This is a genomic window from Bacillus sp. FSL R12-0074, assembly GCF_038005725.1.
GTDB classification, from domain to species: Bacteria; Bacillota; Bacilli; order Bacillales; family Bacillaceae_G; genus Bacillus_A; species Bacillus_A mycoides.
Genome location: NZ_JBBOTR010000001.1, coordinates 3,970,452 through 3,984,272, shown reverse-complemented (window position 1 = coordinate 3,984,272; position 13,821 = coordinate 3,970,452). Strand labels below are relative to the sequence as shown.

Below are 13,821 nucleotides of genomic sequence, written 5' to 3'. Positions count from 1 at the left end.
CACCTCTTTTGAAAGTTGTTACAATTCTAGTGACAAATGATATAATCTTTCCAGTATTTTGTAAAGAAAAAAATGAGAATGGGGCTGAAAAAATGAAAGTCGCATGTATTCAAATGGATATTGTCTTTGGAGATGTAGAAAAAAATATTGAGAACGCTAAAAAAAAAATAAGTGAAGCGATGAAAGAAAGACCAGATGTTATCGTCTTACCAGAACTATGGACAACAGGATATGATTTAACGAGACTTTCTGAAATTGCAGATACGGATGGATTAGAAACGAAAGAAAAGTTGAAAGAATGGTCGAAGCAATATGGTGTACATATTGTTGGTGGTTCCATAGCAAAGCAAACAGAGCAAGGGGTTACAAACACAATGTATGTTGTAAACAATGAAGGGAATCTAGTCAATGAATATAGTAAAGTACATTTATTTCAGCTGATGGATGAACATAAATATTTAGTTGCTGGTAATGAGACAGGTGAATTTAAGTTAGATGATGTAGAGTGTGCTGGTACAATTTGTTATGATATTCGTTTTCCAGAGTGGATGCGCGTTCATACTGCTAAAGGTGCAAAAGTTTTATTTGTTGTAGCAGAATGGCCATTAGTACGTTTAGCACATTGGCGTTTGCTTTTACAGGCGAGAGCAGTTGAAAATCAGTGTTATGTTGTTGCGTGCAATAGAGCAGGAAAGGATCCGAATAATGAGTTTGCAGGTTATTCTCTAATTGTGGATCCTTGGGGTGAAGTTGTGGTAGAGGCAAATGAAGAGGAATCAATTTTATTTGGAGAACTTAAATTCGAGAAAATTAAAGAGGTACGTAAAGGAATTCCGGTTTTTGCAGATCGTCGTCCAGAATTATACAAATAAAATGTTGACAAGTGATTTTTATTCTTGGTATAGTCTTCATCATAAAGTTAAAAATTCTAAAAATTATAAAACTCTTATCAAGAGCAGGTGGAGGGATTTGGCCCGATGAAGCCCAGCAACCGACCGTAATACCATTGTGAAATGGGGCGTTTATGACGCCAAAAGGCACGGTGCTAATTCCAGCAGAAAGTAAACTTTCTGGCAGATAAGAGGGGAGAAGATAAACTTCAAACCTCTTTCTTTGTGGAAAGGGGTTTTTCTATTTTAGAAAAACCTCTGAATGAAAAGGAGGAGAAGACGATGGGATATTATTCATTAACTGAAACAACAGCTATACAATATGCGAAAGAACACGGTTATTTTGAAAAGAAAGCAAATGTAGATTGTCATGAAATTGGAGATGGAAATTTAAATTACGTGTTCAAATTAGATGATGGAGAGAAGTCTATTATAATAAAACAAGCACTGCCATATGCGAAAGTAGTTGGTGAGAGCTGGCCACTGTCTATAAAAAGAGCGACGATTGAAAGTAAAGCATTACAAATTTTTGCGAAGTATGTGCCAGATTATGTTCCGGTAGTGTACAGTCATGATGAAGAGTTAGCAGTTACAGTAATAGAAGACTTATCAAGACTAACAATTACAAGAAAAGGATTAATAGATGGAGAAGGATATCCACTTTTATCCCAGCATATCGGTCGTTTTCTAGCACATGTTTTGTTTTATACTTCAGATTTCGGTTTACAGTCAGAAGAGAAAAGGGTACTAGAAGGTACATTTGTAAATCCAGACCTTAGTAAAATTACAGAAAATTTAGTTTTTACGGATCCATTTGGACATTATGATACGAATGATTATGAGTCAGATTTACAGTCAGTGATTGATGAACTTTGGAGTGACAAAACTTTAAAGCTAAAAGTAGCACAATATAAATATAAGTTTTTAACGAGAAAAGAAGCGCTTATTCATGGTGATTTACATACTGGTAGTATTTTTTCATCACCTTCTGAAACGAAAGTGATCGATCCAGAATTTGCAACGTACGGTCCATTTGGATTTGATATCGGTCAATTTATTGCAAATCTATTATTAAATGCTTTATCTAGAGAAGAAGAAAAGAGAAGTGTACTATTTTTCCATATAGAAAAGACATGGAGTTATTTTGTAGAAAACTTTACGAAGTTATGGATTGGAGAAGGTGTAGAAGCATATACGAAAGAAAAACAATGGTTACCAATTATTTTGCAAAATATCTTTACTGATGCCGTCGGATTTGCCGGATGTGAACTGATTCGTAGAACAATTGGTTTAGCTCATGTAGCGGATTTAGATGGGATAGCAAATAAAGAAAATAGAATTCAAGCTAAAAAACAAGCGTTATCCTTAGGTAGAGAACTAATAAAATATGAAGCCAAGTGTGCTGATATTCAACTGTTTCGAACATTATTTCAACAGACAGTTGGAGGCGTAAAAGCATGAGTACAATTATTACTATTCCGAGATCTGTAAGTTGGAAAGGCGATGCAATTGCAGTATTAAATCAAACAAAGTTGCCGCATGTCACTGAATACAAAACATTAACGAATATTGAAGATGTATGGAAAAGTATCATTATGTTAGAAGTACGAGGAGCGCCTGCAATTGGAATTGTAGCTGCGTTTGGTTTGGCGCTTGTGGCAAAGAAATACGATGCTATAAATATCTATGAGTTTCAGAAGAAGTTTAATAGAGATTGTAACTATTTAGGAACATCACGCCCGACAGCAGTCAATTTATTTTGGGCAATCGATCGTATGAGAGAATCTATTCGAGAGATTACTACAATAAAAGAAGCTCAAAAAATATTAGAAGAAGAAGCGCTTCATATTCAGCAAGAGGATGAAATGGTGTGCCGAAGTATTGGAGAACATGCTTTAACATGTTTTAAAGACGGTGATAAAATTTTAACAATTTGTAACGCTGGAAGTATTGCAACTGCTAGATATGGAACAGCATTAGCCCCATTTTATATTGGGAAAGAGAAGGGTGTGCGTTTACATGCGTATGCGTGTGAAACGAGGCCGGTTTTACAAGGTGGTCGTTTAACGACATGGGAATTGAAACAAGCAGACATTGATGTAACGCTTATTACGGATAATACTGCAGCACATGCAATTCGAACGAAAGAAATTAATGCGATTATCGTAGGGGCAGATCGAATCGTTGAAAACGGTGATACTGCTAATAAAATAGGAACATTAAATTTAGCTATATTAGCAAAGTATTTCGGTATCCCATTTTACGTTGCAGCACCGTTATCTACATTTGATACTACGAAACAAACAGGTGCTAAAATTGTCATTGAAGAAAGAGATGAAACAGAAGTTACGAAAATTTTTGGGGAACAAGTGGCGCCACTTGGAACGCCTGTATTTAACCCTGCATTTGATGTAACACCGCATGAATTAATTACGGGGATTATTACTGAGAAAGGTATTTTACGTGGAGATTATAAGCAAGAAATTACATCATTATTTGAAAAAATAAGCTAACTGCTCAGTCGCTATATAAAAAAACGGTAGAAAAGCATGTTTTTAAATGGTCGAGAGGGACTGGCTATGTATAGGAGCGGTAAGTGCCTGTTCCTACCACGCGCAACGTTTTAAAACAAAGAAAGGTAGCAAGGTGTAGGACTATTTGTATCTTCATGGTAGCAATCTATATGCTGAAAAATGAAATGTATGGCTGAGTAGTTAAAAAACAAGCTAATAAAAAATAGCTTGTTTTTTATGCCTTAAGTCTTCGTTTCCTCTTATTTATGTAATGAAGGGAGGAGAGAAAGATGGAAGAGTGGATCGGGATGATAGGTAATGTGGGCTTTCCAATTGTTGTAACGCTATATTTACTACATCGCATTGAAAGTAAATTAGACGGCGTGATTGTAGCAATTGAGAAGCTCCCTAAACAATTACTAAAGTAGGAAGATCCTCGCGATAGAAAGTAAAATAAAGTTTGCTCGCGAAGAGCAAACTTTATTTTTTATCCCGCATTAACGGGCAGCAAAAGCCCGATTGGTGAAGGCTAATAATTAGTGGGGATGAACAAAACCCCCACTGATTAAAGTTTCACTTTATTGAGCAGTATAACCACCATCGATAACGACAGCTTGACCAGTTATACCTTTTGCTTTTTCACTCGCTAAAAACATAGCATAATCAGCAATTTCTTGTACTTGTAGCAAACGTTTCTGTGGTACAAGAGGATAAATGACATCTTCTAAAACATTTTCAAGTGGTACATTTCGCGTAGTTGCTAAGTCTTGTAGTTGATTTCGTACAAGAGGGGTATCAACATATCCGGGACAAAGAGCATTTACAGTAATTCCATGAGTTGCTCCCTCTAAAGCAGCAACTTTTGTTAATCCAATTACACCATGTTTCGCACTATTATAGGCAGCTTTTCCAGCGAATCCAACCAGTCCGTTAATCGAAGCAACATTAATAATACGACCATATTTTTGCTTTTTCATAATCGGAAAGGCATGTTTGATGGCGATAAATGGAGCGATTTGCATAATTTTAATAAGAAGCTCGAATTTATCAGTTGGAAAATCTTCAATCGGTGAAACATGTTGCATTCCTGCGTTGTTAATTAATACATCTAATGAACCGAAATGACGAACTGTTTGAGAAAGTGCTGCTGTAATTTCTTCTTCAGATGTAACGTCACATTTTAAACCAATGGCTTGATAGCCTTCTTTTTGCAATTGTTCAGCAGCTTCTTTTGCACGATCTTCAAGGCGATCACTAATGACAACTTTAGCACCCTCTTTTGCGAAAGCACTTCCCATTTCATAACCAATACCGCTCGCAGCACCTGTTAAAAAGACAACTCGATTTGTAACCATGATGAAAAACACTCCTTCATAATAAAAGTTCTCTTATTGCTCTATTTAGAGAGGTGATAATAAAATCCCTGCAAACATTTGGAAAAATATCTTTAGCTATCTTGTTTTGCAAAATAGTCTCTGCTATACTATTTTGTAAAGCAAGGTACTTACGCTTATCTATCTTGTAAAACAAGATAGCAGGAGGATTTCAATTATGTCGACAAGTCAAATGCTGAAAGGGATTTTAGAAGGATGCTTACTTGCTATTATTTCTGAAGGTGAAATATACGGTTATGAAATGAGTGAAAGATTAGCGAAGTATGGTTTCACAATGGCGAGTGAGGGAAGTATTTATCCGTTATTAATACGAATGCAAAAGGAAGGATTAATAACAAGTGTAATGAAGGAATCTCCATCTGGTCCAAAGCGAAAATATTATACATTAACAGAAAAAGGCGAGGAAGCACTGGATGAATTTATGGATCGCTGGGAAGCGATGCAAAGTAGTGTAGAGCGTCTACTTGAAGGGAAGGGGAGAAAAAAATAATGTTATCAAATGAAGCGCGAAATTTTTTATTAGATATGAGATTGTTTTTAACTGCAAAGAGTGTGAAAGAAAGCGATATTGAAAGCTTTTTAGAAGATGCAGAGTTGCATTTAATAGAAGGTGAGGGTGAAGGGAAAAGTGTAGAAGATATTTTCGGAAGTTCACCGAAAGAATACGCGAATGAACTTGTAAAAGTGATGGAAAGGGATAGAAAGGAAAATTGGAAGCAAATTGGTTTTACGGTAATGAATATCGTATCGTTTTGGTTTATTGCTTCTATCTTAATAGTGAATAATGGAATTCTACAGATTTCACTTATTCAGTGCATTGGCTATAGCTTTACATTGATCGTAGCTGTAATGGGTCCTAATTTTCTGCTTAGTAAAATGACATTTGTAACAAGTTTTACAAAAACGTGGTTTTCCATGTGGTTTTTAGTCATGATTGCGCCAATGTTTTTATTAGGAGCAGTTCCGATATTAGATATGATATATCCTACAACGATGTTTACGTTGACTCTAGTCCAAAGTTATATATTAGCTGGAGGGATCTTTATCCTCACGGTAGCTATAAATATATATTTTGAAGGATGGTTTAAAAATTTATATTTAATTATTCCGATTTCTATTATGTTAGTTTTTAAAACGTTCACATCGGAAGATCTCGTGCCAATGTTATTTCAAATTATATGTTTATACGGAAGTTTGTTTATTTTAATCTTCCTTGAAATTATGATGAAGGCGAATAGAAGAGAAACGGTTAATTAAGGGAGGGGTTTTAATGCAAGTTTCTAAAGAGGGAGAAAAGTTTTTAATTGATACGAAAGTGTATTTAATTACGAAGGGAATTAAAGAAGGAGATGTAGATGCTTTTTTAGAGGATGCAGAGCTACATTTAATAGAAGGTGAGAAAAAAGGAAAGACGGTAAGTGATATATTTGGTGATTCGCCAAAAGCGTATGCGGAAGAATTGGCAAAAGAGATGGAGAAGGATAAAAGCGGGAGTATAAAGACTATTTTAGGAATGATAATTGGGATAGGTGGATATTGGTTACTTACAAATATTTCATTTGAAAGTCCGAATCATAAATTTACATTAACGAATGTACAATTGATTGGGTATCCAATTGTTTTAATGATTACTATTGTGTGTATTATTTTTGCTTTTAAGATGTCATCATTTAAAAGCAAAATAAAAGAATTTAGCATTATTTATGTAGCAGCTTTGCTACCAATTTTATTACTAGTATTATTAATGTTTATGAATAAATGGTATGGGACACCTGTATTGCAATTAACTACTATGCAAAGTTATATACTAGCTGGAATTGTCTTATTAGTGTTGTTAATTGGTGAAGCTTTTATACTTGGATGGATTGGAATATTAGCTGTTATCGTACCGCTATTAATTATGTTTGTATTTAAAGAATTAGGGAAGCAAAACCCATATTGGAGAATACTAGAGCCTTTACTTCTGTACGGAAGTTTGTATGTATTAATGCGATGGTCTTTGAAAAATGAGGAGAAAAAAACTGTAAGCTAGCTTTATATTAATAGTGCACGAACTGAATTTTTTATTAAGGGGGGAACAAATATGCAAAGTATATTTCTAGGTATATTGTCTATTGTATTTTTAGGTTTAACGATTTTTGGGCTATATACTACCTTTTCGAAAAAGGTACATGATGACTATTTCGATACTTTACTAGATGACACATCGGGTTATGTTTTGTTCTTCGGTTTAATAGGAAAAGGGCTGCTCTGGATATGCAAAAAAGTATTTCCAAAGAAATATTATATAGGGATTTTTAGAGGGATTACGTTTATCTTTAGTTGTATGTTTTTATCCCGCATTAACGGGCAGTAAAACTCCCATCTCAAAATTCGGATGGAGCAAAGAAGTTAGGTGGGAGATCAACTGCCCGTAAACGCCCGATTGGTTCAACTAATAATCAGTGGGGGATGAACAAAACCCCCACTGATTATAGTTTCACTTTATTTCTAGCAGCTGAAATCCGGTTTATTTATTTGAATATATTGTTTTAAATAGTAACAATATCGTTACTGTTTTTTTCTTTGTAATAAAGGACTTTGTAAAGAGAGCGCTTTTTGTTCATTTGTTAATAATGAATTGATGTGAACGTTATTAGGGCTAGGGACTATAGGGTACATAAGGTTCGATGGTGAATGGTGATGTTCAGAACCGGTTGGAGAGTGGGGATCTGCGTGCGTAAGTTTTCCATGAATTCGTCTTGTAAATAAAATATGACCAATTTCGTGAGCGAGGGTGTATATATTTTTCATTGGAGCAGCTGAGTTTGTTAAAACGATGTAACCAGTAAGTTGTTGTTGTTTCGCTAGAGAGTAAGCGCAAGCGATTACTGCGGTTTCTTTGAAATAATCACTACCAATATAACAAATATAAAGGTCGCATTCAGGAGCTTCGTTAACACAAGTTTGAAAAAAAGATGATAATTTTTCCTGACTTTGAATGGAGTTTTTATAACTAATTTCCCGATTAGAAAAACGGAAAAGCTCGTTTAGTACAATTACTTCTTTAATTTTAAATGTAATGGGATGCCAAATTGATTCTGCAACTGCTAAATCTTTTGCAATACGGTCGTCAGAAATATCGGCGCCTGGAGTAATGCAAACACATATATTAACGTATGAATTCATAAGGAACACCTCAAATGAAAAAATTCTTTCTATAATATATGTGGGGGAAAGGTCCTATGTATGGATAAACGCCTTGTTTATTACACGAATATATAGACTATAAGTCGAAAAAATTTCATAGTTCTATAACGTAGTATGGTCATCTTTTTGATATAGTAAAGAAAAGGGGGAGAATATATGTATACATTAAAAATCGTTTCAGACAGAGAAGCTCTGTATCAATTTGCGAGCTATGTAAGAGTTGTGCAAGGGGTTGAAGATGTATATGTAGAGGTGGGAGAACCTTTATATGAACATCCATTAATGAAGTTTTATGTACATATTACAATTGAAGAAACATATGATCAGCATAAAGCATTGCAAGAAATAGCTAGATTAGTAGAATTAGGACGTTTTACATATGTCCATTATCATAATGAGGAAATTGAAGAAGCTTTTGAAGTTGTAAAATACGAAAGCTTTAAGAAATAAAGTGAAACTTTAATCAGTGGGGGTTTTGTTCATCGCCCACTGATTATCAGCCCTCACCAATCGGGCTTTTATGGGCAGCCCGATCCCCACCTAACTTCTTTACTTTCGCTGAATTTTGAGGTAGGGGTCTTACCGCCCGCAAATAGCAGGATAACGGTAAAAAAAGGAAGTGGAAGCTTCCTTTTTTATTGAAAATTACAGCAACAAAAGAAAGAGAATTTTGTTATGATAAGGAAGGGTGAGGAAAGGGGAGTTTACATATTGGGGTATATTGAAGAGTTACGCAAAGTAGTTGGTACGAGACCACTTATTTTAGTAGGATCAGCAATTATTATATTAAATGATAATCAAGAAGTATTGCTTCAATATCGTTCAGATACATATGATTGGGGCGTACCTGGTGGGGCAATGGAACTGGGAGAAACGACAGAAGAAACTGCTCGTAGAGAATTATTCGAGGAGACGGGACTAAACGCGAAAATTATGCAATTTCTTGGCGTTCTTTCAGGAAAGGAAGTTTATTTCCGTTATCCAAATGGAGATGAAATTTTTAATGTGATTCATCTGTATCAGGCACATCATGTAAGCGGAGAATTAAAGCTCGATCATGAAGGGTTACAACTTCAATATTTTCCAGTAGATAAGTTACCAAAATTGAATGAAACGACAGAGAAGATATTACAAAAATTCTTATACGCATTGACAGAATAGAAGGTTAATTCCTTCTATTTTTATTATATTAAATATTTTGATTTTTTGGTATGTTTATAGTATGATAATTTTAGACATACAACTTATGGAATTTCACCTAAAAACTTACTAGGGTACATAAGAGAGGGGCAAGTACAAAATGCATAATGTTGTCATTACAGCTGCAGTTCGTTCACCAATTGGAACTTTCGGAGGAGCACTAAAAAATATAACACCAGTAGAATTAGCTGTTCCTGTACTTCAGGAAGCTGTAAAAAGAGGCGGAGTAGAGCCACATGAAGTTGATGAAGTAATTTTAGGTCATTGTATTCAAAGAACTGATGAAGCAAATACGGCAAGAACAGCTGCATTAGCGGCAGGATTTCCTGACACAGTTACTGGTTATACAATTCAACGTCAATGTTCTTCAGGTATGCAAGCAATTATGTCTGCTGCAATGCAAATCCAATTAGGTGTAAGTGATATTGTTGTTGCAGGTGGAGTAGAAGCAATGAGCTCGAGCCCTTATGCATTGAAACAACACCGCTGGGGACAACGTCTACAGCACGGAGAAATTCGTGATACGGTGTGGGAAGTTTTAGAAGATCCGATTCACCATATTATGATGGGTGAAACAGCGGAAAATTTAGTTGAACAATATGAAATTACAAGAGAGGAACAAGATGAAGTTGCGCTTCGTAGTCATACATTAGCGCTGCAAGCGATGGAGTCTGGATACTTTGACGATCAAATTGTTCCTATTACAATAAAAGAACGTAGAAAAGAAGTTGTATTTGCGAAGGATGAACATCCACGTGCAGATATTACAGCTGAAAAATTAGCAGGATTAAAACCAGCTTTCCGTAAAGACGGATCAGTAACTGCAGGGAATTCATCTGGTCTTAATGACGGAAGTGCAGTTCTAGTATTAATGAGCGAAGAAAAAGCAAAAGAAAAAGGCTTACAACCGTTAGCTCGAATTGTTGGATACTCAGTAGCGGGTGTAGATCCGAAAATTATGGGTATTGGACCAGCACCAGCAATTCGTAAAGGATTAGAAAAAGTAGATTGGTCATTAGAAGATGCAGATTTACTTGAAATTAATGAAGCTTTCGCTGCACAATATTTAGCTGTAGAGAAAGAGTTAGGGTTAGACCGTGAGAAAGTGAATGTAAACGGTAGTGGTGTAGGACTTGGACATCCAATTGGTTGTACAGGAGCTCGTATTACGGTAAGTTTAATTCACGAATTAAAAAGACGTGGATTAGAGAAAGGTATTGCCTCTCTATGCGTTGGAGGCGGTATTGGAGTAGCTTTATTTATAGAAGCATTATAAAAAAGAGGCAGCGATTGCTGCCTCTTTTTTTATGACTCAAATAAGTGATAAAATAATCGATCGCGATTTTCAAAGAAAAGTTTCGTCGTTTGGTAATGCTCCGTTTCTTCTAATGACGATTCGTGAATCCCTTCTTGAGTTAAAGAGTATATAGTAGATTCAGGATAAGCCATTAAAATGGGAGAATGCGTTGCGATAACAAATTGTGAACCTTGTTCAGCTAGTTCGTGCATGCGAATGAGCATTGAAAGTTGTCTCATTGGGGATAAAGCTGCCTCAGGCTCATCTAAAATGTATAAACCTTGTCCTGAAAAACGATTCATAAATAATGAGAAGAAGGATTCGCCGTGTGATTGTTCGTGAAGTGAAACGCCGCCATAAGATTTTATAGCATCTATTTCATCGATATAAGAAGCAACGTTATAAAATGATTCAGCGCGAAGAAAGAAACCGTCTTTTGGTGTATTGAAACTTTTTGAAATTCGAATGTATTCATGTAAAGATGAATGTGAATCGTACGTGTTAAAACGGAAGTTCTTCGTTCCACCTTCTGCATTAAAACCTAAAGCAACTGCAATCGCTTCGAGTAATGTTGATTTACCCGTTCCGTTTTCTCCAATAATGAATGTTACATTCGGATGGAAAAGGAGTGATTGTAATGTTCGTATAGCCGGTAAGCAGTATGGATATGCGGAAAAGCTAGGGATATTTTCTTTTTGTAATGAGACGCTTTTTAAAAAGGGTGTTTCAATCAATATATAAACCTCAATTCATAAGGGATTTTGTTTCTAAAAAAGCAGCGAATACAAGTGTAATACAACTTGCTAGTAATATTGTATATCGAAGTGCGTCAAAACCGAGCCCTTCCCAGCCGAAAGTCATTCTCTTCCATATGAAAATGAAAAGAACGCTCATAAAGCCAAAGAGAGCAGGCATATATTTTATAATTTTCAAGTGCTTCCATATAAAGAATCCGATGTATGTACTTAAAAACAATATAAACAAAACAAGAAAAAAGACAAGTGTTAATGACACGTGAACATCTCCTTATTTTCTGAATATTTCATGTGGATTATAACACGTAAGCTATCATATTCCAATGTGAAAATAAACATTGCATCAAGATCAATTCTCTCGTTATGATAGATGGTAGTCTATTAGAAATATGAAGAGGAGTATTAATATGCCGTTTACATTTGCACATCCAGCAGCTGTTCTCCCTTTTGCTAAGAAACATTCTAGTTATATTTCGGTGACGGCTCTTGTATTGGGTAGTATGGCACCTGATTTTGAATATTTTTTATATTTTAGGCCATACGGTATTATTGGCCATACATGGGCTGGTTTCTTCTATTTGAATTTACCACTCGTTTTTTTATTAGCATATGCATATCATCGTATTTTAAAAGGACCGTTTATAACATATTTACCTAAGCCTTTTGCTAGTTACTATAAATATGTAGTAGATGCGAAGTGGGGGCTATATACTTGGAAGGACTTTTTTGTATTTTGCTATTCTGCTTTATTCGGTATGGTGACGCATGTCGTTTGGGATGCTTTTACTCATAAGACAGGCTATTTTGTTATGAAAATACCGCTGTTACAGCAAGAAGTATATAGTATTCCAATTTATAAATTTTTACAGCATGGGAGTACATGTTTTGGTCTACTATTACTAATATATGTACTATGGAAATATAGGAGGGAAACTGATCAAGATACTAGTTTAACTTCGGAAAAAAAGAAATATTGGGCTTCATCTATCGTTGTGGCGGCCATTATATTTATCGTTCACGCGTTATTAGACCCCTATTTTCATATTTTCCAAATAGGAGGTATAATAGTATCTGGACTGACAAGTTCGTTTTGTGGACTTCTTATTGTTTCTATAGTTTACAAATCAAGGGACTAATTTACCCGCTATTTCCGGGCAAGTAAGACTCCCACCTCAAAATTCGGCTGGAGATCAACTGCCCGTAAAAGCCCGATTGGTGCGGGCTAATAATCAGTGGGGGATGGACAAAACCCCCACTGATTAAAGTTTCACTTTATATTAATGAATGATAGTGTTAGGAGAAATTAAATGATGAAAGCATGGAAAAGTATTTTTGTTTTATGCAGTTTTCTTCTTATGTTAAGTGGTTGCTTCCAGCAAGAAGAAAAGAAGGCAGAACCTAAAAAGAAAGAATCTATTCCCGAAACAAAAGAGTATGGTGGGCGTGAGCTTAAAAAAGTAGGACAAAAAGTGAAAGAAAAAGGGTGGGGGACATTTGAATTAGAACAGATTCATTCTGTGAATCAGACATTTGAAGTAGCCCCAATGAAAATTCACGTACAAGACGTTAAAGTTATCTCATTATCACAAATGAGCAAAGAGGCAAAAAATACATTGAAAGTGTATACTGCATTAACTCCTGAAGAAGTAAAGCGTAGATTGGGAGATAAAGTGAGTCAAGAAGATGCTGAATTATATGCATCGTTAAGTGGAACAGAGATTAGCGATACGATTCGGTATGTTGAAATTACATATAAGGTAGAGAATAGTGGAGATAAGAACATGCAATTTTTCTCTATGAATGATGTTGCTATAAATGACAAACAACATTTTAATGTAGCAACTCAAAACTTTTTATATGATGAAGATACGCTCGTTGGTACAAAGAGTGTTTCAAGGGAAGATTATAGGCCTGGTGAGACACGAGAAGGAATTATCGGTTTAATACTTGATGATGGAAAAGAAAAAGTAAAGGATATTAAGTTTACGACAGATGATTTAGCAGCAGGAGACACAAATGAAGCTGTTAAAGAACCGCAAACTTTTAATATTTCACTCTCTAAATAAAGTGTCTTTATAATAATTTAAGCAAAAACAGTCAGCATAAAAAGTTATGCTGACTGTTTTTTTAGCTCTTTCATATATGAATCTACACTTTGAAAAGGCACTGTAATTTTAAAAGCATCTTTTTGCTCGTTAAATTGTTTTTCATTATAAGGACCAAATCGTTTATTATGCTTTACATCGATAATCCAATAATGTTCACTTTTTTTATTTGTAATTGCTGCGTCAGGATTATTTGGATCTGATTTTTCCTCAATTTGCTTTGTGATAATGTATTTATCATCCCAAGCAATTTCTGTAATTTTTGCAGGGATGTATTGTGTAGCATATACAGCATCCTGCGATGGGAAAAGTTCAAATGCATCTCCAGAAGTATGTATGAGTTCATATTCATCGTTAATTGTATAGGTCAAATGGTTTGTATTGCCTGTGCAACCTGTTAATAAGAGTGCGGCAAATAGGATTATCCATCTTTTCAATATGGGAACCTCCTTTACAATGCTGTTGTAACACATTGTAC

Annotated in this window: 18 protein-coding genes and 1 riboswitch; of the genes, 13 read left to right on the top strand and 5 right to left on the bottom strand. The window is 35.2% G+C overall.

The annotated features are described in order from the left end of the window. The first annotated feature begins 8 nt into the window (after positions 1 to 8). The 4 genes from NSS97_RS20570 (at position 9) to NSS97_RS20555 (ending at position 3,831) form a co-directional block, all read left to right on the top strand. On the top strand, positions 9 to 872 hold the full coding sequence (locus NSS97_RS20570; RefSeq protein WP_341114668.1) for a carbon-nitrogen family hydrolase: 864 nt from the start codon (positions 9 to 11) through the stop codon (positions 870 to 872). A 71-nt stretch (positions 873 to 943) separates the two neighbouring features. Then, positions 944 to 1,084: riboswitch (SAM riboswitch) on the top strand. Between the two features lie 88 nt (positions 1,085 to 1,172). Next, positions 1,173 to 2,351 carry an S-methyl-5-thioribose kinase gene (gene mtnK / locus NSS97_RS20565; protein ID WP_105589699.1) on the top strand — a complete coding sequence of 393 codons (1,179 nt, stop codon included), beginning with the start codon at positions 1,173 to 1,175 and terminating at the stop codon, positions 2,349 to 2,351. Further along, positions 2,348 to 3,403: an S-methyl-5-thioribose-1-phosphate isomerase gene (gene mtnA, locus NSS97_RS20560; RefSeq protein WP_341113927.1), complete on the top strand. Its 1,056-nt coding sequence runs from the start codon at positions 2,348 to 2,350 to the stop codon at positions 3,401 to 3,403. The genes mtnK and mtnA overlap by 4 nt, the downstream gene beginning before the upstream one ends. A 290-nt stretch (positions 3,404 to 3,693) precedes the next feature. Further along, complete coding sequence (locus NSS97_RS20555) at positions 3,694 to 3,831, top strand: YvrJ family protein (RefSeq protein ID WP_002014881.1); 138 nt, start codon at positions 3,694 to 3,696, stop codon at positions 3,829 to 3,831. A 150-nt stretch (positions 3,832 to 3,981) separates the two neighbouring features. Here NSS97_RS20555 and NSS97_RS20550 read toward each other — a convergent pair whose 3' ends face one another. Next, positions 3,982 to 4,758: a 3-hydroxybutyrate dehydrogenase gene (locus NSS97_RS20550; protein WP_002128918.1), complete on the bottom strand. Its 777-nt coding sequence runs from the start codon at positions 4,756 to 4,758 to the stop codon at positions 3,982 to 3,984. A 196-nt stretch (positions 4,759 to 4,954) separates the two neighbouring features. Here NSS97_RS20550 and NSS97_RS20545 point away from each other — a divergent pair, with 196 nt between their 5' ends. From NSS97_RS20545 to NSS97_RS20530, 4 genes are read left to right on the top strand one after another with little or no spacing between them, the layout of a single operon-like run. Continuing rightward, a complete protein-coding gene (locus NSS97_RS20545; RefSeq protein ID WP_002014879.1) occupies positions 4,955 to 5,287 on the top strand; it encodes a PadR family transcriptional regulator in 333 nt (110 codons plus the stop codon). Then, positions 5,287 to 6,054, top strand: a complete 768-nt coding sequence (locus NSS97_RS20540) for a DUF1129 domain-containing protein (RefSeq protein WP_044442781.1) — start codon at positions 5,287 to 5,289, stop codon at positions 6,052 to 6,054. The genes NSS97_RS20545 and NSS97_RS20540 overlap by 1 nt, the downstream gene beginning before the upstream one ends. Before the next feature lie 13 nt (positions 6,055 to 6,067). Continuing rightward, positions 6,068 to 6,829, top strand: a complete 762-nt coding sequence (locus tag NSS97_RS20535; protein ID WP_341113921.1) for a DUF1129 domain-containing protein — start codon at positions 6,068 to 6,070, stop codon at positions 6,827 to 6,829. Positions 6,830 to 6,880: 51 nt separating this feature from the next. Beyond that, positions 6,881 to 7,153: a hypothetical protein gene (locus tag NSS97_RS20530; protein WP_044442785.1), complete on the top strand. Its 273-nt coding sequence runs from the start codon at positions 6,881 to 6,883 to the stop codon at positions 7,151 to 7,153. Positions 7,154 to 7,347: 194 nt separating this feature from the next. On the opposite strand, the gene NSS97_RS20525 is transcribed toward NSS97_RS20530, so the two are convergent. After that, positions 7,348 to 7,965 (bottom strand): ImmA/IrrE family metallo-endopeptidase, encoded by a 618-nt coding sequence (locus NSS97_RS20525; RefSeq protein WP_016120760.1) that lies wholly within the window; start codon positions 7,963 to 7,965, stop codon positions 7,348 to 7,350. 177 nt (positions 7,966 to 8,142) lie between these two features. Between NSS97_RS20525 and NSS97_RS20520 the strand changes: the two genes are divergently transcribed. The 3 genes from NSS97_RS20520 (at position 8,143) to NSS97_RS20510 (ending at position 10,462) form a co-directional block, all read left to right on the top strand. After that, positions 8,143 to 8,436, top strand: a complete 294-nt coding sequence (locus tag NSS97_RS20520; protein ID WP_002088390.1) for a DUF3928 family protein — start codon at positions 8,143 to 8,145, stop codon at positions 8,434 to 8,436. A 261-nt stretch (positions 8,437 to 8,697) separates the two neighbouring features. Further along, the gene (locus NSS97_RS20515) at positions 8,698 to 9,147 is read left to right on the top strand and encodes an NUDIX hydrolase (protein WP_033708394.1); all 450 of its coding nucleotides are present in this window, start codon (positions 8,698 to 8,700) and stop codon (positions 9,145 to 9,147) included. A gap of 139 nt (positions 9,148 to 9,286) precedes the next feature. Further along, a complete protein-coding gene (locus NSS97_RS20510) occupies positions 9,287 to 10,462 on the top strand; it encodes an acetyl-CoA C-acetyltransferase (protein ID WP_002128911.1) in 1,176 nt (391 codons plus the stop codon). Between the two features lie 29 nt (positions 10,463 to 10,491). On the opposite strand, the gene NSS97_RS20505 is transcribed toward NSS97_RS20510, so the two are convergent. Together NSS97_RS20505 and NSS97_RS20500 are read right to left on the bottom strand one after the other, a co-directional pair. Next, positions 10,492 to 11,217 (bottom strand): AAA family ATPase, encoded by a 726-nt coding sequence (locus NSS97_RS20505; RefSeq protein ID WP_107886394.1) that lies wholly within the window; start codon positions 11,215 to 11,217, stop codon positions 10,492 to 10,494. A gap of 10 nt (positions 11,218 to 11,227) precedes the next feature. Next, positions 11,228 to 11,497: a hypothetical protein gene (locus tag NSS97_RS20500; RefSeq protein ID WP_107886544.1), complete on the bottom strand. Its 270-nt coding sequence runs from the start codon at positions 11,495 to 11,497 to the stop codon at positions 11,228 to 11,230. Between the two features lie 148 nt (positions 11,498 to 11,645). Here NSS97_RS20500 and NSS97_RS20495 point away from each other — a divergent pair, with 148 nt between their 5' ends. Further along, the gene (locus NSS97_RS20495) at positions 11,646 to 12,374 is read left to right on the top strand and encodes a DUF4184 family protein (RefSeq protein WP_107886395.1); all 729 of its coding nucleotides are present in this window, start codon (positions 11,646 to 11,648) and stop codon (positions 12,372 to 12,374) included. Between the two features lie 171 nt (positions 12,375 to 12,545). Beyond that, entirely contained in the window at positions 12,546 to 13,304 is a 759-nt protein-coding gene (locus NSS97_RS20490) for a hypothetical protein (protein WP_002066932.1), read from the top strand. 44 nt (positions 13,305 to 13,348) lie between these two features. Here the strand turns inward: NSS97_RS20490 and NSS97_RS20485 are convergent, their stop codons facing one another. Continuing rightward, positions 13,349 to 13,780, bottom strand: coding sequence for a DUF3997 domain-containing protein (locus NSS97_RS20485; protein WP_002138153.1), 432 nt, complete (start codon positions 13,778 to 13,780; stop codon positions 13,349 to 13,351). Between the last annotated feature and the right edge of the window lie 41 nt (positions 13,781 to 13,821).